Origin of the sequence: Kitasatospora sp. NPDC088264 (genome assembly GCF_040685715.1) — a bacterium.
In the GTDB taxonomy this organism is placed as follows: Bacteria; Actinomycetota; Actinomycetes; order Streptomycetales; family Streptomycetaceae; genus Kitasatospora.
Genome location: NZ_JBFBIR010000003.1, coordinates 167,064 through 188,468, shown reverse-complemented (window position 1 = coordinate 188,468; position 21,405 = coordinate 167,064). Strand labels below are relative to the sequence as shown.

Below are 21,405 nucleotides of genomic sequence, written 5' to 3'. Positions count from 1 at the left end.
GCGGTCGGGGCGGCGGTTCCCGGACGGGGCCTATTCGACGTGCTCGCTGGTGAAGGACCAGCGGTGCACCGGGCGGCCGAGCAGGTCGGCCGGCGGGTCGGCGACCGGCACCGGCTCGCCGGTCCACCAGGTGATCAGCAGCACGCGTTCGCCGGGCGCGCCGAGCAGCTCGGTGCGGACCAGCCCGGCCGAGCCGCGCACCGACGGCAGCACCACCTCCCGTACCCAGGAGGCGAGTTCGGCCCCACGGCCGGCGGCGGCGCGGGCCTCCCACATCGCGGCGACGGTCACTTGGCGCCACCGGTGAGGGCCTGGTACGCCTGGCCGTGGACGTCGCCGTGCCGGACGTCCGCGGCTGGCACGTGCGCCTCGGTCACCGGCAGCGAGGAGTCGGCGGACAGGTCGAGCGCGGACGGCGTGCGGTCGCGCCACACCATCTCGGAGCCCAGCGCGGCCACCATCGCGCCGTTGTCGGTGCACAGGCCCGGCCGGGGCACCCGCAGCCGGATGCCGGCCCGGTCGCAGCGCTGCTGGGCCATCTCGCGCAGCCGCGAGTTGGCGGCCACCCCGCCGCCGATCATCAGGTGGTCGACGCCGTTGTCCCGGCACGCCTTGACGGCCTTGCGGGTGAGTACGTCGGTGACGGCCTCCTGGAAGGACGCCGCCACGTCGGCGATCGGCACCTCCTCGCCGGCCCGGCGCTTGGCCTCCACCCAGCGGGCGACGGCGGTCTTCAGGCCGGAGAAGGAGAAGTCGTACGCGGGGTCGTTGCGGCCGCTCAGGCCGCGCGGGAAGGCGATCGCCTTGGGGTCGCCCTCGCGGGCGGTGCGGTCGACCACCGGGCCGCCCGGGAAGCCCAGGCCGAGCACCCGGGCGACCTTGTCGAAGGCCTCGCCGGCCGCGTCGTCGATGGTCGCGCCGAGCGGGCGGACGTCGCTGGTGATGTCCTCGCTGAGCAGCAGCGAGGAGTGCCCGCCGGAGACCAGCAGCGCCATCGTCGGCGACGGCAGCCGGCCGTGCTCCAGCTGGTCGACGCAGATGTGCGAGGCGAGGTGGTTGACCCCGTACAGCGGCTTGTCCAGCGCCCAGGCGTACGCCTTGGCAGCGCTGACACCGACCAGCAGCGCCCCGGCCAGGCCGGGGCCTGCGGTGACCGCGATGCCGTCCAGGTCGCTCGCCTTGACGCCGGCGGTGTCCAGGGCGCGCTGGATGGTCGGGACCATCGCCTCCAGGTGGGCGCGGCTGGCGATCTCCGGGACGACGCCGCCGAAGCGGGCGTGGTCGTTGACGCTGGAGGCGACCGCGTCGGCCAGCAGCGTGGTGCCGCGCACGATGCCGACGCCGGTCTCGTCGCAGGAGGTCTCGATGCCGAGGACGAGCGGTTCGTCAGCCATGGCGGGTGTCCTTAAGGTCCTTCGGGTCAGTGCTGGGGTGGTCGAGGCGCATCACCAGCGCGTCGACGTTGGCGGGCTGGTAGTAGCCGCGCCGGATGCCCACCGGTTGGAAGCCGAAGCGCTCGTACAGCTGCTGGGCGCGCGGGTTGTCCACCCGCACCTCCAGCAGCAGTTCGGCGCAGCCGCGGCGGGCGGCCTCCCGGATCAGGTCGGTGAGCAGCGCCGCGCCGAGGCCGGCGCCCTGGTGGCGCTGGTCGACGGCGATGGTCTGGACGTCGCCCTCGCCGGCGATCGCCATCAGCCCGGCGTAGCCGACGACGGCGCCGTCCGCGTTGGTGGCGACGGTGTAGTGGCGGGTGCCGCCGGGGTGGGTCTCGGCCAGCTCGGACCAGTACATCCCGGTGGACCAGGCGTCCTCGGGGAAGAGTCGCAGCTCCAGCTCCATCACCGGCGCGATGTCCCACCAGCGCATCGGGCGCAGGGTGGTGCCGTGTTTCACGCCGGGAGCACCGCCTTGCCCCCTAGAACGTTCTTGAAGGCGGCCGGCACCTGGGCGTCCGGGCGGCGCAGGTACAGCGGGACGTTCGGCAGCAGCTCGCGGCCGGCCGCCAGCTCGGCGGCGGCGAAGCCCGCCAGGGCGCCGGCCGACACGTGCTCGGGGCCGTGCGCGCCGGGGAAGGTCTCGGGGTAGAGCAGCGCGCCGGCGCCGACCGACCGCGGGCGCGGGGCCAGCTCGGCGGGGCGGTCCACGCCGGGGCCCTCGGTGCGGTGGCCGTCGGCGTCGTAGGAGGCCCAGTAGACCTCCTTGCGGCGCGCGTCGGTGGCCACCGTGAACGGCTGCCCGGCCAGGCCCTCGGCGCGGGCCTGGTGGGCGATCGCGTCCAGGGTGCAGACGCCGTGCACCGGCAGCCCGAGGGCGTGGCCGAGCGCGGCGGCGGTCACCAGGCCGACCCGCAGGCCGGTGTACGGGCCCGGGCCGACTCCCACCGCGATGCCGGTGAGCCGGTGCTTGTCGACGCCGGCCGCCCGCAGGACCTGGTCGATCGCGGGCAGGAGCAGTTCGCCGTGGCGCCGGGCGTCGACCTGGTGGGTCTCGGCGAGGACGGCCGTGCCGTCGTGGACGGCGGCGGTGACGGCGGGGGTAGCGGTGTCGAACGCGAGCAGCAGCACGGGTCAAGGTTAGACCGACGTTGGTCCGACCGGCTGATCGACCGGGCGTGCCGCCCGGGAACACACATCCGGGGCGCCGCGCCCCGGCTGGACGGACCTGGCACGATGGGGCGGTACGTAAAGGGACGGCGGCGGGAGCGGCACGTGGCGAAGATGGGTCCTGGTGTGGTGGTCACGGGGCTGACCCTGGGGGCCCTGGCGGTGGTGAGCCTGCTGGCCTTCCAGGCCAACGGTGCTCAGGACCGGGCGGCCGGCGCCAAGCCGACCGCCAGCACCACGACGTCCGGCGGGCCGGCCGCCTCCCCGACGCCGAGCGCCTCGGCCACCCCGACGGCCCCACCGCTGCCGACCATCTCGGGCAGCGGCACCAGGGTGGTCTACTCGATCAGCAGCCACTACGTCTGGCTGGTCGACCCGAAGAAGAACCCGCAGGTCACACCCGGCTTCCCGGTCACCCCGGGCTCGGTCGAGCCGGCTCCGGGCAGCTACTCGGTCTACAGCCGCACCCCGACGACCACCGGGACGGACGGCAAGCAGATCGAGCACGTGGTGCGCTTCGCGCAGCAGAACGGCGTGGTGTTCGGCTTCAGCGCCGCCGTGGACGGCGCGACCCCGACCGCCGAGCCGAACGCCAAGACCGGCGGCATCCGCAGCGGCCGCCCGGACGGCCAGCTGCTCTGGGACTTCGCGCCGAACGGCACCAAGGTGGTCGTGGTCGCCTGAGCTCGGCCCAGGTGAGTCAGGCCGCGCGGGGCGTGCCCGTCTCCGGCTCCTCGGCCCGCCGGGGCTCCGGCTCGGGCGGGGTGGACACCGCCTCGGCGGCCGCACAGGCGGCCAACAGCGCCCGCATCGGCGCCCCCTGGACGCGGCGGGCGGACTCTCCGGCCCCGGCGCCGTGCCCGGCGCGCTTCGGGGCGGGGGTGGTGCTCGACATGGCGCCTCCCTAGTTAGGCAGACCTAACCGCAGCACCCATCCCACCACGCCCGGCACCCCGCCCGCAACACTTCCCGACAGCCCGTCGGCAAAACGGCGCACACCCGGGTGCGGGCCTCAGCCGAGCGCCTCCAGCGCGACGCCCGCCCAGCGCGGACCGAGGCCGGTCAGCACCACCCGGCGCGGGTCCAGGTCGTCCTCGTCGACGGTGTCGCCGAGGGCCCGCTCGATCCGCACCTCCAGCCGGTCCTCGGACAGCCGCTCGACCTTGCCCTCGCCCCACTCGACCACGACCACCGACTCCGGCAGCGAGACGTCCAGGTCGAGGTCCTCCATCTCGTCCAGGTCCCCGCCGAGCCGGTACGCGTCCACGTGCACCAGCGCCGGGCCGCCGACCAGCGACGGGTGCACCCGGGCGATCACGAAGGTCGGCGAGGTCACCGCCCCGCGGACCCCCAGCCCCTCCCCCAGGCCCCTGGTCAGCGTGGTCTTCCCCGCTCCCAGTTCACCGGAGAGCAGCACCAGGTCCCCCGGCCGCAGCAGCGCGGCCAGCTCCCGGCCGAGCCGGCCCATCCGCTCCGGGGTGGGGACGGTGAGAGTGGCGTGCGAGCCCATGCGCGTGTCTTGCCCTTCGGTCCGTACCGGCGTGCCGACCGCCGGCCGCCACCGCTACCGTGCCACATCGCCGGCCCGGCGCGCGCCGGGAAGGGGTCAGGAGCCGTCCAGGGCCGCCGGGGGCGGCGCGGCGGCGGCGAAGTCGGCGGCCCGGCGCAGCAGCGCCACCAGCTCGTGGTCGACCAGCTCCGGGCGCTCCAGCATCACCAGGTGCCCGGCGCCCTCCACCAGGACCAGCTCCGCGCCGGGCAGCCGCGCGACCATCGCCTCGCTGTGCGCCGACGGCGTCAGCAGGTCCTTCGTACCGGCCAGCACCAGCGTCGGCAGGCCGCTCAGGGCGGCGAGCGCCGCGTACTTCTCGTGCGTGCCGAACACCGGGTAGAACTCGGCGACCACGTCGATCGGGGTGGCGTCCAGCAGTTGCTCGGCGAACCGCACCACGCCCGGGTCGACGTCCCGCCCCCCGAAGGAGAACCTCCGGTAGAAGACGGCGGCGACGTCCGCGCCCAGCCGCCGGCTCGCCTCCACCAGCTCGACCTGTCGGCCCAGCAGCCGCATCATCCCGGGCGCGACCTTCTTGAACAGCTTCGCGCCGGCCGACGGCAGCCCGAGGCTGACCTCGTTCCAGTCCCCCGCCAGCGTGCCGATCAGCGCCACCCCGGCGACCCTCTCCCGGAACAGCTCCGGGTGCTGGTCGGCCAGCGCCATCACCGTCATGCCGCCCATCGAGTGGCCCACCAGCACCAGCGGCCCGGTCGGCGCGACGGCGTCGATCACCGCCTTGAGGTCGCCGCCCAGCTGGTCGATGCTGGCCGGCTCGCCGGCCAGGTAGGAGCGGGAGCGCTCGGAGCGGCCGTGGCTGCGCTGGTCCCAGAAGACCAGCCGCAGTCCCTCGCGCAGCGCGGCCCGCTGGAAGTGCCAGCTGTCCTGGTTGAGGCAGTAGCCGTGGCAGAACACCACGGTCAGCGGCTCGGGGCCGGAGGTGTCGCCGTCCGGCTCGGGGCCGGTGCCGTCCAGCTCGACGTACAGCTCGGTGCCGTCCGGCGCGGCCACCGTCCGCGGGCGCCCGCGCAGCGAGCCGTACGGGGCTTCGGCGTCCAGCTCGGCCCGGGCCCGGCGGCGGGTCGCCCGGCCGACGGTCAGCCGCTCGATCGCCACCCCGGCGGCCGCCCCGGCCGCCAGCACGCCGACCGAGATCCCGATCACACCGGCCCGGCTCACCCCGGAGGCCGCGCCGGCCGCCTTGGCCACCGCCGCGACCGGGCCGCTCTCGGCCGGTCCCTCCGTCATGCGCCCGGGCCCTCGGTGCGGCAGCCGCCCAGGTAGCGGCGCGGGACCCGGGCGCCGATCCGGGTCACGATCTCGTACGAGATGGTGCCGCAGGCCCGGCCCCAGTCCTCGGCGGTCGGTTCGCCCTGCTCGCCGTTGCCGAACAGCAGCACCTCGTCGCCGATCGCGGGGGTGTCCCCGCCGAGGTCCACGACGAACTGGTCCATCGCGACCCGGCCGGCGATCGTGCGCCACTTGCCGCCGATCTGCACCGGGCCGGTGCCGCTGGCGTGCCGCGGGATGCCGTCGCCGTAGCCGACCGGGACCAGGCCCAGCGTGGTCGGGCCCGGCGTCACGTAGTGGTGGCCGTAGCTGACCCCGTGCCCGCCCGGAACGTGCTTGACCAGCGCCAGCCGCGCGGTCAGCGCCATCACCGGACGCAGCCCGAAGTCGGCCGGCGACCCGACCTCCGGCACCGGCGACAGCCCGTACGCGGCCAGGCCGGTGCGGACCAGGTCGAAGTGCGACTGCGGGAGCAGCAGGGTGGCCGGCGAGTTCGCCAGGTGCCGCACCTCCGGGCGCAGCCCGGCGGCCTCGGCCCGGGCCAGCGCCGCGTGGAAGGAGTCCAGCTGGGCCTGGATCGACGGGTGGCCCGGCTCGTCGGCGGCGGCGAAGTGCGACCAGACGCCGACCACGGTCAGCAGCCCCTCCGCCTCGGCGCGGCGGGCGGCGGCCACCAGGTGCGGCCAGTCGTGCGGCTGGCAGCCGTTGCGGCCCAGACCGGTGTCCGCCTTCAGGTGCACCCGGGCCGGGATGCCGGTCTCCCGGACGGCCGGCAGCAGCTCGTCCAGCGCCCACTGGCCGCTCACCGAGATGTCGATGTCCGCGCGCAGCGCCTCCCGCCACGGCCCGCCCGGCGTCCACAGCCAGCACAGGACGCGGGCCTGCTCCGGGCGGATGCCCGCGGCCCGCAGTGCCAGCGCCTCCTCGGGCGTCGCGCAGCCGAGCCAGCCGACCCCGTTCGCGACCGCCTCGCGGGCGCACTCGACGGCGCCGTGGCCGTAGGCGTCCGCCTTGACCGCGAGCATCACCGCCGAGCTGCCGACGCGCTCGCGCAGCGCGGCGAGGTTGCCGCGCAGGGCGGCCAGATCGATGGTCGCCTCGGCCCGTACGCCGTCGGTCAGGGTGGCCGTGCCGGTCGTGTTCGCAGTTGTCATCAGGGTCAGTCTCCCAGACATCCCGGAGTCCTCGCCGAACGGCCCGTCCGTGCGGCGGCCGGTGCCAGGACCCCCGGCACCGCGCCGACCTGCGGCGCACCGCTCGTCACCCTGTTCCGGACGCCCACGGAGGACCGATCGGTTCCGCACCGCCCGCCCCGCCGCCCCGGGCCTACGCCTCCCGTACCGCCCGCCCCGGGCCTACGCCTCCCGCACCGCCCGCCCGCCCTCGACCGACGTCCCCGGCTACGCCTCCCGCACCGCCCGCCACACCGCGGGCAGCGCCTGCGCCACCGCGGGCGCCGTCACCGGCGCGCCCGGGTCGCCCGCCGCGTGGCGGCCCGCCAGGCCGTGCAGGTAGGCGCCCACCGACGCGGCGTCCAGCGGCGACAGGCCGGCCGCCAGCAGGGAGCCCGCCAGGCCGGCCAGGACGTCGCCGCTGCCTGCGGTGGCCAGCCAGGACGTGCCGGTCGGGTTGACCCGGACGGCGCCGCCCGGGTCGGCGATCACCGTGGTGGAGCCCTTGAGCAGGACCGTCGCCCGGTAGGCGGCCGCCAGTCGGCGGGCGGTGGCCAGCCGGGCGGCGGCCAGCGAGTCGGCGGGCGGCGGCGCGGTGCCGTCTGCGCCCGCGAGCAGCCGGGCGGCCTCGCCGGTGTGCGGGGTGAGCAGGGTGGGGGCCGTCCGGCCGGCCAGCGCGTCCGGGCCGAGCCGGGCCAGCTCGGTCAGCCCGTCCGCGTCCACCAGGACCGGGACGTCGCTCGACAGTGCCTCGGCCAGCGCCTGCCGCGCCCCCTCGCCGCCGCCCGGCCCGACCACCCAGGCCTGCACCCGCCCGGCCCCGGCCGGCCCGCCCTCGGTGACCAGCACCTCCGGGAAGCGCCGCACCACCTCCTCGGCCGCCGTGCCGACGTACCGGACGGCGCCCGCGCCGCCGTGCAGCGCCCCGGCGACCGCCAGCAGCGCTGCGCCCGGGTACGTCGCCGAACCGGCCGCCACCCCGACCACGCCCCGCCGGTACTTGTCGCTCTCGGCGCCCGGCAGCGGCAGCAGCGCCGCCACGTCCGCGTGCTGCAGGGCCGTCACCTCCGGCGCGGGCGGCTCCAGTCCGATCCCGACCAGCTGGACGGCGCCCGCGTAGGAGGCGCCCGGGTCGACCAGCAGGCCCGGCTTGTACGTGCCGAAGCAGACCGTGACGTCCGCGCGCAGCGCCTCGCCCGGCACCTCGCCGGTGTCGGCGTCGACCCCGCTGGGCAGGTCCACGGCCACCACGACCCCGCGCCGCCCGGCCCGCGCGTACGGCCGGGCCCCGGCCCGCAACCCGCCCCGGCCGCCGATGCCGACGATGCCGTCCAGCACCAGGTCGGCGCGCGAGAAGTCGGCCAGGCCGACTTCCTGATCCAGCACCACCCGCCCGCCGGAAGCCCGCAGCGCGGCCAGCCCGCCCGCGTGCGCACGCTCCGGCGCGAGCAGCACCGCCGTCACCCGCGCGCCCCGCCGGGCCAGCGCCGCCCCGGCGTACAGGGCGTCACCCCCGTTGTCCCCGCTGCCGACCAGCACCACCACCCGACTGCCGTACACCCGCCCCCGACGCCCCGCCAGCAGCCGGGCACAGGTCGCCGCCAGCCCGGCGGCCGCCCGCTGCATCAGCGTCCCCTCCGGCAGCCGCGCCATCAGCGCGGCCTCGGCGGCCCGGACGACTTCCACCCGATGGGCATGACGCATGAGAGGGCTCCTTCAGCGGTCGACGTACCGCCGACGCTAGCCCGCGCCACCGCCCCACGGCAGGCCGAGCTGCGGGACACTTTCGAGTGACAACCACTTCGATCCCCCACCGGTGTCGGTCCGCGCGCCTACCTTGTGGCTCGGCACGGACCCACAGGAGGGAGAAGGGCCATGGTCGCCATGCCAGCTGTCGAGGGCCCGCGAGGCCGGGACGACCTCGTCCAGGCGTTCCTGGAGTTGGACACCCCGCCCGGCTACAAGGCAGAGCTCGTCGAAGGGGAAATCGTCGTGACGCCACCACCGGACGGGGCCCACGAAACCGCGTTCTCGCTACTCAACCGGCAGTTCATGCGCAAGGTCGAGATCGAGCTGGACATCTCCGGCAACAAGGGACTGATCACACCCAAGGGTCGGTTCATCCCCGACGGAACCCTGAGCCCGGTCGGCCATTTCGAGCACGCCGACTCCTGGGCCTCCGCCACGGGAGTCCTGCTGGTCTTCGAGATCACCTCGACCAACCCGCACAAGGACCGCGAACCCAAGCGCCGCGGCTACGCCGCCGCCGGCATCCCGTGCTACCTGCTGATCGACCGCAGCGAGGGCATGGTCACGCTGTTCACCAAACCCGAGGGCGAGGACTACATCACCCGCACGCAGGTCGAGTTCGGCAAGCCGATCGACCTGCCCGCCCCCTTCTCCTTCACGCTCGACACGGCGTCCCTGCGGTAGGGCACAGCCACCGCAGGGACGCCGTGAGCGCTACTACTCGACGGTGACCGACTTGGCCAGGTTGCGAGGCTGGTCGACCTCGTGGCCCTTGGCCGTCGCCAGCTCGCACGCGAAGACCTGGAGCGGCACGGTGGAGACCAGCGGCTGGAGCAGGGTCGGGGTGACCGGGATGCGGATCAGGTGGTCCGCGTACGGGACGACCGCCTCGTCGCCCTCCTCCGCGATCACGATGGTGCGGGCGCCACGGGCCCGGATCTCCTGGATGTTGGAGACGATCTTGTCGTGCAGGATCGACCGCCCGCGCGGCGAGGGGACGACCACGACGACCGGCAGGCCCTCCTCGATCAGCGCGATCGGGCCGTGCTTGAGCTCGCCCGCCGCGAAGCCCTCGGCGTGCATGTACGCCAGCTCCTTGAGCTTGAGCGCGCCCTCCAGGGCCACCGGGAAGCCGACGTGACGGCCGAGGAACAGCACCGAGCGCGCGTCGGCGAGCGAGCGGGCCAGCTCGCGCACCGGCTCCATGGTCTCCAGGACCTGCTCGACCTGCTTGGGCGCGTCGCCGAGCTCCTTGATGACGGCGAAGATCTCGTCGCCCCACTTGGTGCCGCGCACCTGGCCCAGGTAGAGGGCGACCAGGTAGCAGGCGACCAGCTGGGTCAGGAACGCCTTGGTGGAGGCGACGGCGACCTCGGGGCCGGCGTGGGTGTACAGCACCGCGTCCGACTCGCGCGGGATGGTGGAGCCGTTGGTGTTGCAGATCGCCAGCACCTTGGCGCCCTGCTCCCGGGCGTGCCGCAGGGCCATCAGGGTGTCCATGGTCTCGCCGGACTGGGAGATGGCGATGACCAGCGTGCCCGGGCCCATGATCGGGTCGCGGTAGCGGAACTCGGAGGCGACCTCGACCTCGCAGGGGATGCGGGTCCAGTGCTCGATCGCGTACTTGGCGATCATGCCGGCGTGGAAGGCGGTGCCGCAGGCGACGATGACGACCTTGTCGACCGAGCGCAGGTCCGCGTCGGAGATGCGCAGCTCGTCGAGGATGAGCCGGCCGTCGGTGCCGATCCGGCCGAGGAGGGTGTCGGCGACGGCCTTCGGCTGCTCGGCGATCTCCTTGAGCATGAAGTAGTCGTAGCCGCCCTTCTCGGCGGCCGAGGCGTCCCAGTCGACGTGGTACTCGCGCACGTCGGCCGGGGTGCCGTCGAAGTTGGTCACCGTGACGCCGTCCCGGCGCAGCTCGACGACCTGGTCCTGACCCAGCTCGACGGCCTCGCGGGTGTGCGCGATGAACGCGGCGACGTCGGAGGCGAGGAAGTTCTCGCCCTCGCCACGCCCGACCACCAGCGGCGAGTTGCGGCGGGCGCCGACCACCACGTCCGGCGCGTCGGCGTGCACGGCGACGAGGGTGAAGGCGCCGTCGAGGCGGCGGCAGACCACTCGCATGGCCTCCGCGAGGTCGCCGTCGTAGGCCTCGCCGAGCAGGTGCGCGACGACCTCGGTGTCGGTCTCGGAGCGGAGGGTGTGGCCGCGCTCGGCGATCTCGGCCCGCAACTGGGCGAAGTTCTCGATGATGCCGTTGTGCACCACGGCCACCCGGAGGTGGTCGTCCAGGTGAGGGTGGGCGTTGGCGTCCGTCGGGCCGCCGTGGGTGGCCCAGCGGGTGTGGCCGATGCCGGTGGTGCCGCCGGGCAGAGGGGTCTCGGCGAGCGACTTCTCCAGGTTGGCGAGCTTGCCGGCCCGCTTGTCGGTGACCAGACTCCACTGCCCGTCGGAGTCCTGCGCCTGCACCGCGACACCGGCCGAGTCGTAGCCCCGGTACTCCAGTCGCTGCAGGCCTGCGATTACTACGTCGAGGGCGGACTGCGCGCCCACGTATCCAACAATTCCGCACATGCGTGCCAGCATAAGGGCGGTTCTGGGGCCCTTTTCCCGATTCCCGCGAACAGTGCGTGACCGACACCACAACCACGGTGAACGCCGCCACGGCTCACAATGGAGCATGTGCTGACCGAACTCTGTACGCGGGGCGCCGCCACGCCCGGCCCGTCGCCGTCCCCCTACGTGGACCTCAGTCGGGCCGAGTGGAGCGCACTGCGCGAGCGTACGCCGCTGCCGCTGACCGCCGAGGAGGTGGAACGGCTACGCGGCCTCGGTACCGCCCTCGACCTGGACGAGGTCCGCGACGTCTACCTGCCGCTGTCCCGGCTGCTGAACCTGTACATCCACGCCACGCACGAGCTGCGCGGCACGCTGGGCACCTTCCTGGACACGCCGGACACCGAACGCACCCGCACCCCGTTCATCATCGGGGTGGCCGGCTCGGTCGCGGTCGGCAAGTCGACGACGGCCCGCCTGCTCCAGGCCCTGCTCGCCCGCTGGCCCGAGCACCCGCGGGTCGAGCTGGTGACCACGGACGGCTTCCTCCTGCCCAACGCCGAGCTGCGCCGCCGCGGCCTGATGGCCCGCAAGGGCTTCCCGGAGTCGTACGACCGCCGGGCGCTGATGCGCTTCGTCGCGGACGTGAAGGCGGGCAAGGAGCGCGTCACCGCGCCGGTGTACTCGCACCTGGTGTACGACATCGTGCAGGGCGAGCGGCTCACCGTGGAGCGCCCGGACATCCTGATCGTCGAGGGCCTGAACGTGCTCCAGCCGGCCCTGCCCGGCAGCGACGGGCGCACCCGTCTGGCGGTGGCCGACTACTTCGACTTCTCGATCTACGTCGACGCCCGCACCGACGACATCGAGCACTGGTACCTGGACCGCTTCCGCAAGCTCCGGCAGACCGCCTTCCAGGACCCGAACTCCTACTTCCGCCGCTTCACCGAGGTGCCGGAGGAGGAGGCGATGGAGTACGGCCGGCAGGTCTGGCGCACCATCAACAAGCCGAACCTGCTGGAGAACGTGCTGCCGACCCGCGGCCGGGCCACCCTGATCCTCCAGAAGGGGGCGGACCACAAGGTCCGCCGGGCGCTGCTGCGCAAGCTCTGACACCGATGCGACGGAAGGGGCCCCGCCGGCGGCGGTGCCCCTTCCGTCATGCCGGGCTCGCTCAGCCCAGGTGCGTCCGCACGGCCTCGGCCAGCCGCTGCGCGACGGACTCGGCCTGCACCGGGTCGGCGGCCTCGACCATGACCCGGACCAGCGGCTCGGTGCCGGACGAGCGCAGCAGCACCCGGCCGGTGGAGCCCAGTTCGGCCTCGGCCTCGGCGACCGCGGCGGCCAGCTCGACGCTGGTGTGGACCCGGCTCTTGTCGACGCCCTTGACGTTGATCAGCTGCTGCGGCAGACGGGTCATCACGGCGGCCAGGTCGGCCAGCGGCTGCTTGGTGGCGGCCAGCCGGGCGCCCAGCATGAGGCCGGTCAGGGTGCCGTCGCCGGTGGTGGCGTGGTCGAGCAGGATGACGTGGCCGGACTGCTCGCCGCCCAGCGCGAAGCCGTGCTCCTTCATCGCCTCCAGCACGTAGCGGTCGCCGACGGCGGTCTCCACCAGGTCGACGCCCTCGCGCTCCATCGCCAGCTTGAAGCCGAGGTTGGACATCACGGTGGCCACCGCGGTGTTGCGGCGCAGGGTGCCGGCGTCCTTCATGGCGACGGCCAGGATGGCGATGATCTGGTCGCCGTCCACCTCGTTGCCGTCCGCGTCGGCGGCCAGGCAGCGGTCGGCGTCGCCGTCGAGGGCGATGCCGAGGTCGGCGCGGTACTCCGTCATGGCGGCCCGCAGCCGGTCCAGGTGGGTGGAGCCGACGCCGTCGTTGATGTTGAGGCCGGTGGGCTCCGCCCCCAGGGTGTGGACGACCTCGGCGCCGGCCCGGGCGAAGGCCTCGGGGGCGACGTAGGCGGCGGCGCCGTGGGCGCCGTCGATGACGACCTTGATGCCGTCGAGGCGGTTGGGCAGCACGCCGATCAGGTGGGCGACGTACTTGTCGAAGCCCTCGGTGTACTCGCGCACCCGGCCGACGGCGGCGCCGGTCGGGCGGTTCCAGTCCTCGCTGCCGAGCGTGTGCGTGCGGTAGTGGGCCTCGATCGCGTCCTCGATGCGGTCGTCCAGCTTGTGGCCGCCGCGGGCGAGGAACTTGATGCCGTTGTCGGGCATCGCGTTGTGGCTGGCGGAGAGCATCACGCCGAAGTCGGCGCCGAGCGCGCCGGTGAGATAGGCCACGGCCGGGGTCGGCAGCACGCCGACCCGGAGCACGTCGACACCGGCGCTCGCCAGGCCGGCGATGACAGCGGCCTCCAGGAACTCGCCCGAGGCTCGCGGGTCCCGGCCGACCACCGCGACCGGCCGGTGGCCCTCGAAGGCGCCGGCCTCGCCGAGCACATGGGCCGCCGCGACCGACAGCCCGAGCGCGAGCTCGGCCGTCAGGCCCTCGTTGGCCACCCCGCGCACGCCGTCCGTACCGAAGAGTCGTCCCACTGTCCCGTCCTCCATCACCACTGCTCGGAACCCAACCGATGGCACCCGGCCGCCGCACGATAGCCGGGGAACACGTCGCCCCGGAGTACACGTGGTACTCCGGGGCGACGGTTCGCGCAACCAGGGGGTGCGCCGCCAGGGCGGACCGCACCCCCAGGGACGCGATTAGCGCTTGCTGTACTGCGGCGCCTTGCGGGCCTTCTTGAGACCGGCCTTCTTGCGCTCGACGGCGCGGGCGTCACGGGTCAGGAAGCCGGCCTTCTTCAGCGCGCCGCGGTTGTTGTCCACGTCGGCCTCGTTCAGGGCACGGGCCACGCCGAGGCGCAGCGCGTAGGCCTGGCCGGAGACGCCGCCACCGGTGATGCGGGCGACGACGTCGTAACGGCCGTCAAGCTCGAGGAGCTTGAAGGGCTCGTTCACGGTCTGCTGGTGCACCTTGTTGGGGAAGTAGTTCTCCAGGGTGCGACCGTTGATCTTCCACTGGCCGGTGCCGGGGACGATGCGCACGCGGGCGATCGCCTCCTTGCGACGGCCGAGGCCGGCGCCCGGGATGGCCTCGCCGAAGCGGCCGGCCAGCGACTCGGAGGTGTAGCTCTCCTCGGAGGTGTACTCGCCCTCGACGGCCTCAACGGCCTCGTCGAAGTCGACCTCAAGGGTTTCAGTGGTCTCGGCCACGGTGTTCCTCAGCTCTTTTCAGTGTTGGGGGGCTTGGTGGCCGAATTACTGCGCGACCTGGGTGATCTCGAACGGCACCGGCTGCTGGGCAGCGTGCGGGTGCTGGTCGCCCGAGTAGACCTTCAGCTTCGAGAGCATCTGGCGGCCCAGGCTGTTCTTGGGGATCATGCCCTTGATGGCCTTCTCGACGGCCTTCTCCGGGTTGTTCGCCAGCAGGTCGTCGTAGCGCACCGACCGCAGACCGCCCGGGAAGCCAGAGTGGCGGTAGGCCAGCTTCTGGGTCTTCTTGTTACCGGACAGGTGCACCTTGTCGGCGTTGATGATGATGACGAAGTCACCAGTGTCAACGTGCGGCGCGTAGATCGCCTTGTGCTTACCCCGGAGGAGGTTGGCGGCCTGGGAAGCCAGACGGCCGAGCACGACGTCGGTCGCGTCGATGACGTGCCACTGACGCTGGACGTCGCCGGGCTTGGGGCTGTACGTACGCACGGTCGTAGCCTTCGCTTTTCAGTGAGTGAGTCCTGACAGGAGCACCCGGGACGGAAGAGCAGCCTGGCCAACCTTGGACGCAATTCAAGGGGGACCGCTGGTCGTCGAACCTGATGTCTCCGGCGTACCGACCTCTCACGTGAGATAGAGCGAGCCAATACGCACATCAAGCGTCCAGGTTACCGGGCGCGCGGGTGGGGGTCAAAAATCGGCTTCCCCCACCCCCGCCGTCACTCAGCGTTCGCGCTCCACCCGGCTGACGTCCCAGACCGGCTCGGGCGACTCGTAGACCCGGCCGTCGGCGCCGAACACCAGGTAGCGGTCGAAGGTCTTGGCGAACCAGCGGTCGTGGGTGACGCACAGCACGGTGCCGTCGAAGGCCTCCAGCCCGGCCTGCAACGCCTCGGCACTGTCCAGGTCCAGGTTGTCGGTCGGCTCGTCGAGCAACAGGGCCGTCACGCCGGAGAGTTCGAGCTTGAGGATCATCAGCCGGGCCTGCTGCCCACCGGACAGCGACTCGAACTTCTGCTCCTCCTGCCGGTCCAGCTCGTAGCGGCGCAGCGCGCCCATCGCGGCGCTGCGGCTGAGCGCGTGCTCCTCCTCGACGATCGAGCGCACCGTCCGGCCGAACAGCTCCGGGTGGGCGTGGGTCTGCCGGAAGTGGCCGGGGACGACCCGGGCGCCGAGCTTCCAGGTGCCGGTGTGCGCGACGCTCTCGTCACCCGCCAGCAGCCGCAGGAAGTGCGACTTGCCGGAGCCGTTGGAGCCGAGCACGGCGACCCGCTCGCCGTAGAACACCTCCAGGTCGAAGGGCTTCATCAGACCGGTGAGCTCCAGCTGCTCCACGGTGAAGGAGCGCACGCCGGTACGCCCGCCCTTGAGCCGCATGGTGATGCTCTGCTCGCGCGGGGGCTCCTCCGGGCGGCCGGCCTCCTCGAACTTCTTCAGCCGGGTCTGGGCGGCGGCGTAGCGGGTGGCGAGCGCGTGGCTGACGGAGGCCGCCTGGCGCAGGGTGACGACCAGCTTCTTGAGCTTGGCGTGTTCCTCGTCCCAGCGCCGGCCCAGCTCCTCGAAGCGCGCGAAGCGGTCCTTGCGGGCCTCGTGGAAGCTGTCGAACCCGCCGCCGTGCACCCAGACGCTGCTCCCGGCCGCGCCGGACTCGACGGCGATGATCTTGTCGGCGGCCTCGGAGAGCAGCTCGCGGTCGTGCGAGATGAACAGGACGGTCTTCGAGGTGGCCTTGAGGGCCTCCTCCAGCCAGCGCTTGCCCGGGACGTCCAGGTAGTTGTCGGGCTCGTCGAGCAGCAGCACCTCTTCGGGGCCGCGCAGCAGCGCCTCCAGGACGAGCCGCTTCTGCTCACCGCCCGAGAGGGTGTTCAGGCCGCGCCACTGGGCCTTGTCGAAGGGCATTCCGAGGGCCGCCATGGTGCAGACGTCCCAGTCGGTCTCGTAGTCGTAGCCGCCGACGTCGGCCCAGTCGGAGAGCGCCTGGGCGTAGGCCATCTGGGTCTTCTCGTCGTCCTGGGCGATCATCGCCAGCTCGGCGGCGTCCACCGCGCGGGCGGCGACGGCGATCCGCTCGGGGGCGACGGACACCAGCAGGTCGCGGACCGAGGCGTCCGGCGCCAGCGCGCCCGGGGTGGCCCGCTCGTCCTCGCGGCCGGTGGTGCCGACGAACTGGCGCATCACGCCGAGCCCGCCGCTGATCGTCACCGTGCCGCCGTGCGGCTGGAGGTCCCCCGCGATCATCCGCAGCAGGGTGGTCTTGCCGGCCCCGTTGGCGCCGACCAGGGCGACCGCGGCGCCCTCGCCGACCCGGAAGGACGCGTCGTCGAACAGCACCCGCCCGTCCGGCAGGTAGTACTCAAGGTGCGAAATCTCGACGTGTCCCATGCGGACGATTGTCCCAAGCCGACGCGCCCGGCCCAAACGGATTACCCGACGGGCGGCTGACCGGGCAGTGTGCGCAGCCGCCTGGCCTGGCGGTTGCGCTCGGCGAGCTGGTCGTCCGCCGGGTAGCCGACTTCCTCGAGAGTGAGCCCGTACGGCCGGATCACGTTGACGGCCGAGTTGCGGACCCCGCCGGCCAGCACCTCGCCGGGGAACTCCACCGGCCGGTGCCCGTCGCCGACCAGCAGCATCGCCCCGACCAGCGCCCGGACCATGTTGTGGCAGAACGCGTCGGCGCGGACGGTGGCGACCGCCAGCGAGCCCTCCTGGGCGGCGTAGGAGTCCACCGGGACGCGGTCCCAGCGCAGCTCCAGCAGGGTGCGGATGGTGGTGGCGCCCTCGCGCTTCTTGCAGTACGCGGCGAAGTCGTGCTCGCCGAGCAGCAGCTTCGCTGCCTCGTTCATCCGGTCGACGTCCAGCGGGCGGTCGTGCCAGAGCACGTGCCCGCGCAGCAGCGGGTCGACCCCGCCGGGGTGGTCGGCGACCCGGTAGGCGTAGCGGCGCCAGATCGCGGAGAAGCGGGCGTCGAACCCGGCCGGCGCCTCGCCGATCCGGTAGATCCGGATGTCCCCGGGCAGCCGGCCGGCCAGCCGGCGCAGCAGCTTCTCGCGGTGCGCCTCCCACAGCTCGGCCGGCAGGTCGACGTGCGCGACCTGGCCGCGGGCGTGCACCCCGGCGTCGGTGCGCCCGGCCACGGTCAGCGGGAACAGCTCGGGGCTGCGGGTGACGATCTGCAGCGCGCTCTCGATCTCCTCCTGGACCGTCCGGCGGCCGCCGCGCTGGCGGGCCCAGCCGGAGAACTCGGCGCCCTGGTAGGCGAGATCGAGCCGGACCCGGACGCACCCGTCGGCCGGGCCGTCCTTCACCGGCGGCTGCTCGGCGCAATCGTTGACCACAATCCACTCCAGACAGAAGGAACGGGCCCGCTCCCCCACGGATGGGAGAGCGGGCCCGCGACCACACCTAGCGGTGTCAGGCCTGCTCGGCCTCGACGGCCTCGTCGGCCTTGGCGTCGGCCGGAGCCTCGACCTTGGCCTCGGCCTCCTTGACGGCGCGCTTGGTGGCGCCCTCGGCCTCGCCGACGGCGGTCTGCGCGACGGTCAGCGCCTCGACCAGCTCGATCACGGCCATCGGGGCGTTGTCGCCACGACGGGGACCGATCTTGGTGATACGGGTGTAACCACCCGGGCGGTTCTCGTAGCGCGGCGCGATCTCGGTGAAGAGGGTGTGCAGCACGGCGATGTCGGTGATCGTCTTGCGCACCAGGCGACGGTTGTGGATGTCGCCCTTCTTCGCCTTGGTGATCAGCTTCTCCGCCAGCGGGCGCATCCGACGGGCCTTGGCCTCGGTCGTGGTGATGCGGCCGTACTGGAACAGCTCCCGGCACAGACCGGCGAGCAGCAGCGGCTCGTGGTGCGGGCCGCCGCCGAGGCGGGCACCCTTGGTGGGACGCGGCATGGATGACTCCTTGAATCTCCGACTACGGCCGTATCAGGTACCGCAGCGGGCGTCCGGGCACTGTTGCCCGGACGACTTTCACGACGACGGGGGCGGTTCGGTGGAACCGCCCCCGCGGCCAAATCTCTTAGTACTGCTCGGTCTCGGCGTAACCCGCGTCGTCCAGGTCGTCGGCGCCGAAGGCGTCGGCGGCGGCGGTCGGGTCGAACCCGGGCGGGCTGTCCTTGAGGGCCAGGCCCATGCCGGCCAGCTTCGCCTTGACCTCGTCGATCGACTTCGCACCGAAGTTGCGGATGTCGAGCAGGTCGGCCTCGGAGCGGGCGACGAGCTCACCCACGGTGTGGATGCCCTCGCGCTTGAGGCAGTTGTAGGAGCGGACGGTGAGTTCCAGCTCCTCGATCGGCAGCGCCAGGTCGGCGGCCAGGGCGGCGTCCGTCGGGGACGGGCCCATGTCGATGCCCTCGGCGTCGATGTTCAGCTCGCGGGCGAGACCGAACAGCTCCACCAGGGTCTTGCCGGCCGAGGCCATGGCGTCACGCGGACGCATGGCGGGCTTGGTCTCGACGTCGACGATCAGCTTGTCGAAGTCGGTCCGCTGCTCGACACGGGTGGCCTCGACCTTGTAGGTGACCTTCAGCACGGGGCTGTAGATCGAGTCGACCGGGATGCGGCCGATCTCCTGGCCGGAGGCCTTGTTCTGGACGGCGGAGACGTAGCCGCGACCGCGCTCGACGGTCAGCTCCATCTCCAGCTTGCCCTTGCCGTTCAGCGTGGCGAGGACCAGCTCCGGGTTGTGCACCTCGACACCCGCCGGCGGGGCGATGTCGGCAGCGGTGACGACACCCGGGCCCTGCTTGCGCAGGTACATCACGACCGGCTCGTCGTGCTCCGAGGAGACGACCAGCTGCTTGATGTTGAGGATGAGGTCGGTCACGTCCTCCTTGACGCCCGGCACGGTGGTGAACTCGTGCAGGACGCCGTCGACGCGGATGCTGGTGACAGCGGCACCCGGGATCGACGACAGGAGCGTGCGGCGCAGGGAGTTGCCGAGGGTGTAGCCGAAGCCCGGCTCCAGCGGCTCGATCACGAACCGCGAGCGGAACTCGTCGACGACCTCTTCGGTCAGCGAGGGGCGCTGAGCGATAAGCATGGGGGGTATTCCTCCAGTTGTCTTCGGCACCCACTATTTGATGCCGACAGGACCAAGCGTACGGGGTCCCGCGAACAGCGACGAATCACCGCGTGGGACCCCGTACGAAGGTTCAAAGCAGGTACTGCGAGCCCGAAGGCGCTGCGTCAGACGCGGCGGCGCTTCGGCGGACGGCAGCCGTTGTGCGGGGTGGGGGTGACGTCCTGGATCGAGCCGACCTCCAGGCCGGTGGCCTGGAGCGAGCGGATCGCGGTCTCGCGGCCGGAGCCCGGACCCTTGACGAAGACGTCAACCTTGCGCATGCCGTGCTCCTGCGCGCGACGGGCAGCGGCCTCGGCGGCCATCTGCGCGGCGAACGGGGTGGACTTGCGCGAGCCCTTGAAGCCGACGTGACCGGCGGAGGCCCAGGAGATCACGTTGCCCGCGGGGTCGGTGATCGAAACGATGGTGTTGTTGAACGTGCTCTTGATGTGCGCGTGGCCGTGAGCGACGTTCTTCTTTTCCTTGCGGCGGATCTTCTTCGCGCCGGCAGCCTGACGACCCTTGGGGGGCATAAGTCTGTTCTCCTACTGAGGTGGTCGGTCCGCTGACCCGCGGGCCGGAGGGATGTCCGGTTACGGGACGGACTACTTCTTGCCCGGCTTCTTCTTGCCGGCGATCGCGCGACGCGGGCCCTTGCGGGTACGCGCGTTGGTGTGGGTGCGCTGACCGCGGACCGGCAGGCCGCGGCGGTGACGCAGACCCTCGTAGCAGCCGATCTCGACCTTGCGGCGGATGTCGGCGGCCACCTCACGGCGGAGGTCACCCTCGACCGTGTAGTTGGCGTCGATGTACTGGCCCAGCTTCACGAGGTCTTCCTCGGAGATGTCGCGAACGCGGACATCCGGGTTGACACCGGTCTCGACCAGGGTCTGCTGGGCGCGGGTACGGCCGATGCCGTACACGTAGGTAAGGGCGATCTCGATCCGCTTCTCACGGGGGAGATCAACGCCGGCGAGGCGTGCCATTCAAGGCTCCTGTGCTTTTTCAGAGGTCTTGCGTGCTACCTACTCCTTCGCCTCTCGACGATGGAGCCCCGGCCTCTGACCGGGGGTGGCAGTCCGTCCCTTCGTGGGAACGGATCGGGTAGCCCGCTTATGACGTTTTCGCGTCGCGCGAAGTACTACGAGAAATGCTGGGGAGAGATCAGCCCTGGCGCTGCTTGTGGCGCAGGTTGTCGCAGATCACCATGACCCGGCCGTGGCGGCGGATCACCTTGCACTTGTCGCAGATCTTCTTGACGCTCGGCTTGACCTTCATGTTCAGGTTCTCCGGGTCTAGATCTGACGTTCTTACTTGTAGCGGTAGACGATCCGCCCGCGCGTGAGGTCGTAGGGGCTGAGCTCCACGACGACCCGGTCGTCCGGCAGGATGCGGATGTAGTGCATGCGCATCTTGCCACTGATGTGCGCGAGGACCTTGTGACCGTTCTGCAGCTCGACCCTGAACATCGCGTTCGGAAGAGACTCGATCACGGTGCCCTCGATCTCAATGGCGCCTTGCTTCTTAGCCATGAACTGCGAGATCCACCTTCCGGGACCGGCTACCGTATGCGGCACGCTCGTGCGAACCTGGGTTCACCCCGCCCCCGAAGGGAAGAGGGCGTGCTGAAGCACGCTACGAGTGAGCCGACGGTCCATCCTACGCCAGTGCGTCCGGTGGGCCAAAACGAGGTCCCCCGAAGGCAGCCACCGTGACGTTCCGGCGGGTCAGAACCCGGCGGTGACCTTCAGCGGCTCGACGTGGGCGGTGCAGGCCGCGCAGCGGCGGGCGGCCGCGGGGATCTCGGTCAGGCACTCGGGGCAGGGCCGCTTGGGGGCCTTCGGCTTCTTCGGCAGGTACCGCGCTGTCGCCTTGGTGACCGGCAGCACGACGCAGAAGTACAGCACCGCCGCGGTCATCACGAAGGCGATCAGCACGTTGAGGAACTGGCCGTACGGGAACGTGACCCCGGCCACCGTCGCCTTGTACGAGCTGAAGTCGCCGGCCGCGCCGACCCCGACGCCGACCAGCGGGGTGAGGAAGGCCGACACGAAGCCGGTCACCACCCCGGTGAACGCGGCGCCGATGACGACACCGACCGCCATGTCGACGACGTTGCCGCGCATCATGAAGTCGCGGAATCCCTTGAGCACTGCACTCTCCCGATCGATCGAAGCTGCTGAAGCCGCTACTGAAGCCAC

The 21,405-nt window shown here is 72.4% G+C and carries 25 protein-coding genes; 3 read left to right on the top strand and 22 right to left on the bottom strand.

The window, feature by feature from the left end; all coding sequences use genetic code 11:
* Positions 1 to 30: 30 nt before the first annotated feature.
* From AB0O82_RS04515 to tsaB, 4 genes are read right to left on the bottom strand one after another with little or no spacing between them, the layout of a single operon-like run.
* Complete coding sequence (locus AB0O82_RS04515; RefSeq protein WP_363580142.1) at positions 31 to 291, bottom strand: hypothetical protein; 261 nt, start codon at positions 289 to 291, stop codon at positions 31 to 33.
* Positions 288 to 1,394 (bottom strand): tRNA (adenosine(37)-N6)-threonylcarbamoyltransferase complex transferase subunit TsaD, encoded by a 1,107-nt coding sequence (gene tsaD / locus AB0O82_RS04510; RefSeq protein ID WP_363580140.1) that lies wholly within the window; start codon positions 1,392 to 1,394, stop codon positions 288 to 290. The genes AB0O82_RS04515 and tsaD overlap by 4 nt, the downstream gene beginning before the upstream one ends.
* Positions 1,387 to 1,866, bottom strand: coding sequence for a ribosomal protein S18-alanine N-acetyltransferase (rimI, locus tag AB0O82_RS04505; protein ID WP_363580297.1), 480 nt, complete (start codon positions 1,864 to 1,866; stop codon positions 1,387 to 1,389). The genes tsaD and rimI overlap by 8 nt, the downstream gene beginning before the upstream one ends.
* 23 nt (positions 1,867 to 1,889) lie before the next feature.
* Positions 1,890 to 2,564: a tRNA (adenosine(37)-N6)-threonylcarbamoyltransferase complex dimerization subunit type 1 TsaB gene (gene tsaB, locus AB0O82_RS04500; RefSeq protein WP_350877147.1), complete on the bottom strand. Its 675-nt coding sequence runs from the start codon at positions 2,562 to 2,564 to the stop codon at positions 1,890 to 1,892.
* Between the two features lie 153 nt (positions 2,565 to 2,717).
* Between tsaB and AB0O82_RS04495 the strand changes: the two genes are divergently transcribed.
* Entirely contained in the window at positions 2,718 to 3,287 is a 570-nt protein-coding gene (locus tag AB0O82_RS04495; protein ID WP_363580295.1) for a hypothetical protein, read from the top strand.
* Between the two features lie 16 nt (positions 3,288 to 3,303).
* Here the strand turns inward: AB0O82_RS04495 and AB0O82_RS04490 are convergent, their stop codons facing one another.
* The 5 genes from AB0O82_RS04490 to AB0O82_RS04470 all read right to left on the bottom strand — a co-directional run bounded on the left by AB0O82_RS04490 (position 3,304) and on the right by AB0O82_RS04470 (position 8,321).
* Complete coding sequence (locus AB0O82_RS04490; protein ID WP_063348989.1) at positions 3,304 to 3,498, bottom strand: hypothetical protein; 195 nt, start codon at positions 3,496 to 3,498, stop codon at positions 3,304 to 3,306.
* A 117-nt stretch (positions 3,499 to 3,615) separates the two neighbouring features.
* The gene (gene tsaE / locus AB0O82_RS04485; RefSeq protein WP_363580138.1) at positions 3,616 to 4,113 is read right to left on the bottom strand and encodes a tRNA (adenosine(37)-N6)-threonylcarbamoyltransferase complex ATPase subunit type 1 TsaE; all 498 of its coding nucleotides are present in this window, start codon (positions 4,111 to 4,113) and stop codon (positions 3,616 to 3,618) included.
* Positions 4,114 to 4,209: 96 nt separating this feature from the next.
* On the bottom strand, positions 4,210 to 5,403 hold the full coding sequence (locus AB0O82_RS04480; RefSeq protein ID WP_363580136.1) for an alpha/beta hydrolase: 1,194 nt from the start codon (positions 5,401 to 5,403) through the stop codon (positions 4,210 to 4,212).
* Positions 5,400 to 6,599 carry an alanine racemase gene (gene alr, locus AB0O82_RS04475; RefSeq protein WP_363580134.1) on the bottom strand — a complete coding sequence of 400 codons (1,200 nt, stop codon included), beginning with the start codon at positions 6,597 to 6,599 and terminating at the stop codon, positions 5,400 to 5,402. Before alr ends, AB0O82_RS04480 begins: the two co-directional genes overlap by 4 nt.
* Before the next feature lie 246 nt (positions 6,600 to 6,845).
* Positions 6,846 to 8,321 (bottom strand): NAD(P)H-hydrate dehydratase, encoded by a 1,476-nt coding sequence (locus tag AB0O82_RS04470; protein WP_363580132.1) that lies wholly within the window; start codon positions 8,319 to 8,321, stop codon positions 6,846 to 6,848.
* A 171-nt stretch (positions 8,322 to 8,492) separates the two neighbouring features.
* Here AB0O82_RS04470 and AB0O82_RS04465 point away from each other — a divergent pair, with 171 nt between their 5' ends.
* The gene (locus tag AB0O82_RS04465; RefSeq protein ID WP_363580130.1) at positions 8,493 to 9,050 is read left to right on the top strand and encodes a Uma2 family endonuclease; all 558 of its coding nucleotides are present in this window, start codon (positions 8,493 to 8,495) and stop codon (positions 9,048 to 9,050) included.
* Between the two features lie 33 nt (positions 9,051 to 9,083).
* Here AB0O82_RS04465 and glmS read toward each other — a convergent pair whose 3' ends face one another.
* Positions 9,084 to 10,940 carry a glutamine--fructose-6-phosphate transaminase (isomerizing) gene (glmS, locus tag AB0O82_RS04460; RefSeq protein WP_363580128.1) on the bottom strand — a complete coding sequence of 619 codons (1,857 nt, stop codon included), beginning with the start codon at positions 10,938 to 10,940 and terminating at the stop codon, positions 9,084 to 9,086.
* Positions 10,941 to 11,039: 99 nt separating this feature from the next.
* Between glmS and coaA the strand changes: the two genes are divergently transcribed.
* Positions 11,040 to 12,035, top strand: coding sequence for a type I pantothenate kinase (gene coaA / locus AB0O82_RS04455; RefSeq protein WP_063348983.1), 996 nt, complete (start codon positions 11,040 to 11,042; stop codon positions 12,033 to 12,035).
* A gap of 61 nt (positions 12,036 to 12,096) precedes the next feature.
* Here the strand turns inward: coaA and glmM are convergent, their stop codons facing one another.
* From glmM to mscL, 12 genes are all read right to left on the bottom strand, one after another.
* Positions 12,097 to 13,461 carry a phosphoglucosamine mutase gene (gene glmM / locus AB0O82_RS04450; RefSeq protein WP_363580126.1) on the bottom strand — a complete coding sequence of 455 codons (1,365 nt, stop codon included), beginning with the start codon at positions 13,459 to 13,461 and terminating at the stop codon, positions 12,097 to 12,099.
* A 165-nt stretch (positions 13,462 to 13,626) separates the two neighbouring features.
* Positions 13,627 to 14,136: a 30S ribosomal protein S9 gene (gene rpsI / locus AB0O82_RS04445; protein ID WP_363580124.1), complete on the bottom strand. Its 510-nt coding sequence runs from the start codon at positions 14,134 to 14,136 to the stop codon at positions 13,627 to 13,629.
* 45 nt (positions 14,137 to 14,181) lie between these two features.
* Positions 14,182 to 14,625: a 50S ribosomal protein L13 gene (gene rplM / locus AB0O82_RS04440; protein ID WP_030055846.1), complete on the bottom strand. Its 444-nt coding sequence runs from the start codon at positions 14,623 to 14,625 to the stop codon at positions 14,182 to 14,184.
* 234 nt (positions 14,626 to 14,859) lie between these two features.
* Positions 14,860 to 16,518 (bottom strand): ATP-binding cassette domain-containing protein, encoded by a 1,659-nt coding sequence (locus tag AB0O82_RS04435; protein WP_350877126.1) that lies wholly within the window; start codon positions 16,516 to 16,518, stop codon positions 14,860 to 14,862.
* A gap of 41 nt (positions 16,519 to 16,559) precedes the next feature.
* The gene (gene truA, locus AB0O82_RS04430; RefSeq protein ID WP_363580122.1) at positions 16,560 to 17,471 is read right to left on the bottom strand and encodes a tRNA pseudouridine(38-40) synthase TruA; all 912 of its coding nucleotides are present in this window, start codon (positions 17,469 to 17,471) and stop codon (positions 16,560 to 16,562) included.
* A 76-nt stretch (positions 17,472 to 17,547) separates the two neighbouring features.
* Complete coding sequence (rplQ, locus tag AB0O82_RS04425; protein WP_350877122.1) at positions 17,548 to 18,033, bottom strand: 50S ribosomal protein L17; 486 nt, start codon at positions 18,031 to 18,033, stop codon at positions 17,548 to 17,550.
* A 127-nt stretch (positions 18,034 to 18,160) separates the two neighbouring features.
* Positions 18,161 to 19,183: a DNA-directed RNA polymerase subunit alpha gene (locus tag AB0O82_RS04420; protein ID WP_030232516.1), complete on the bottom strand. Its 1,023-nt coding sequence runs from the start codon at positions 19,181 to 19,183 to the stop codon at positions 18,161 to 18,163.
* Between the two features lie 146 nt (positions 19,184 to 19,329).
* Positions 19,330 to 19,737: a 30S ribosomal protein S11 gene (gene rpsK, locus AB0O82_RS04415; protein WP_030232513.1), complete on the bottom strand. Its 408-nt coding sequence runs from the start codon at positions 19,735 to 19,737 to the stop codon at positions 19,330 to 19,332.
* Between the two features lie 72 nt (positions 19,738 to 19,809).
* Positions 19,810 to 20,190, bottom strand: a complete 381-nt coding sequence (gene rpsM / locus AB0O82_RS04410) for a 30S ribosomal protein S13 (protein WP_063348977.1) — start codon at positions 20,188 to 20,190, stop codon at positions 19,810 to 19,812.
* A 178-nt stretch (positions 20,191 to 20,368) separates the two neighbouring features.
* Positions 20,369 to 20,482 (bottom strand): 50S ribosomal protein L36, encoded by a 114-nt coding sequence (gene rpmJ, locus AB0O82_RS04405; protein WP_003956441.1) that lies wholly within the window; start codon positions 20,480 to 20,482, stop codon positions 20,369 to 20,371.
* Between the two features lie 32 nt (positions 20,483 to 20,514).
* Positions 20,515 to 20,736, bottom strand: coding sequence for a translation initiation factor IF-1 (gene infA, locus AB0O82_RS04400; protein WP_014047798.1), 222 nt, complete (start codon positions 20,734 to 20,736; stop codon positions 20,515 to 20,517).
* Positions 20,737 to 20,931: 195 nt separating this feature from the next.
* Entirely contained in the window at positions 20,932 to 21,357 is a 426-nt protein-coding gene (mscL, locus tag AB0O82_RS04395) for a large conductance mechanosensitive channel protein MscL (RefSeq protein ID WP_363580119.1), read from the bottom strand.
* Between the last annotated feature and the right edge of the window lie 48 nt (positions 21,358 to 21,405).

Bases quoted from the DNA above. Each gene is read 5' to 3' on its own strand.
- tsaD (WP_363580140.1), bottom strand. From the start codon at position 1,394: ATGGCTGACGAACCGCTCGTCCTCGGCATCGAGACCTCCTGCGACGAG.
- rimI (WP_363580297.1), bottom strand. From the start codon at position 1,866: ATGCGCTGGTGGGACATCGCGCCGGTGATGGAGCTGGAGCTGCGACTC.
- AB0O82_RS04495 (WP_363580295.1), top strand. From the start codon at position 2,718: ATGGGTCCTGGTGTGGTGGTCACGGGGCTGACCCTGGGGGCCCTGGCG.
- AB0O82_RS04490 (WP_063348989.1), bottom strand. From the start codon at position 3,498: ATGTCGAGCACCACCCCCGCCCCGAAGCGCGCCGGGCACGGCGCCGGG.
- tsaE (WP_363580138.1), bottom strand. From the start codon at position 4,113: ATGGGCTCGCACGCCACTCTCACCGTCCCCACCCCGGAGCGGATGGGC.
- AB0O82_RS04480 (WP_363580136.1), bottom strand. From the start codon at position 5,403: ATGACGGAGGGACCGGCCGAGAGCGGCCCGGTCGCGGCGGTGGCCAAG.
- alr (WP_363580134.1), bottom strand. From the start codon at position 6,599: ATGACAACTGCGAACACGACCGGCACGGCCACCCTGACCGACGGCGTA.
- AB0O82_RS04470 (WP_363580132.1), bottom strand. From the start codon at position 8,321: ATGCGTCATGCCCATCGGGTGGAAGTCGTCCGGGCCGCCGAGGCCGCG.
- AB0O82_RS04465 (WP_363580130.1), top strand. From the start codon at position 8,493: ATGGTCGCCATGCCAGCTGTCGAGGGCCCGCGAGGCCGGGACGACCTC.
- glmS (WP_363580128.1), bottom strand. From the start codon at position 10,940: ATGTGCGGAATTGTTGGATACGTGGGCGCGCAGTCCGCCCTCGACGTA.
- coaA (WP_063348983.1), top strand. From the start codon at position 11,040: ATGGAGCATGTGCTGACCGAACTCTGTACGCGGGGCGCCGCCACGCCC.
- AB0O82_RS04435 (WP_350877126.1), bottom strand. From the start codon at position 16,518: ATGGGACACGTCGAGATTTCGCACCTTGAGTACTACCTGCCGGACGGG.
- rplQ (WP_350877122.1), bottom strand. From the start codon at position 18,033: ATGCCGCGTCCCACCAAGGGTGCCCGCCTCGGCGGCGGCCCGCACCAC.
- AB0O82_RS04420 (WP_030232516.1), bottom strand. From the start codon at position 19,183: ATGCTTATCGCTCAGCGCCCCTCGCTGACCGAAGAGGTCGTCGACGAG.
- rpsK (WP_030232513.1), bottom strand. From the start codon at position 19,737: ATGCCCCCCAAGGGTCGTCAGGCTGCCGGCGCGAAGAAGATCCGCCGC.
- rpsM (WP_063348977.1), bottom strand. From the start codon at position 20,190: ATGGCACGCCTCGCCGGCGTTGATCTCCCCCGTGAGAAGCGGATCGAG.
- rpmJ (WP_003956441.1), bottom strand. From the start codon at position 20,482: ATGAAGGTCAAGCCGAGCGTCAAGAAGATCTGCGACAAGTGCAAGGTG.
- infA (WP_014047798.1), bottom strand. From the start codon at position 20,736: ATGGCTAAGAAGCAAGGCGCCATTGAGATCGAGGGCACCGTGATCGAG.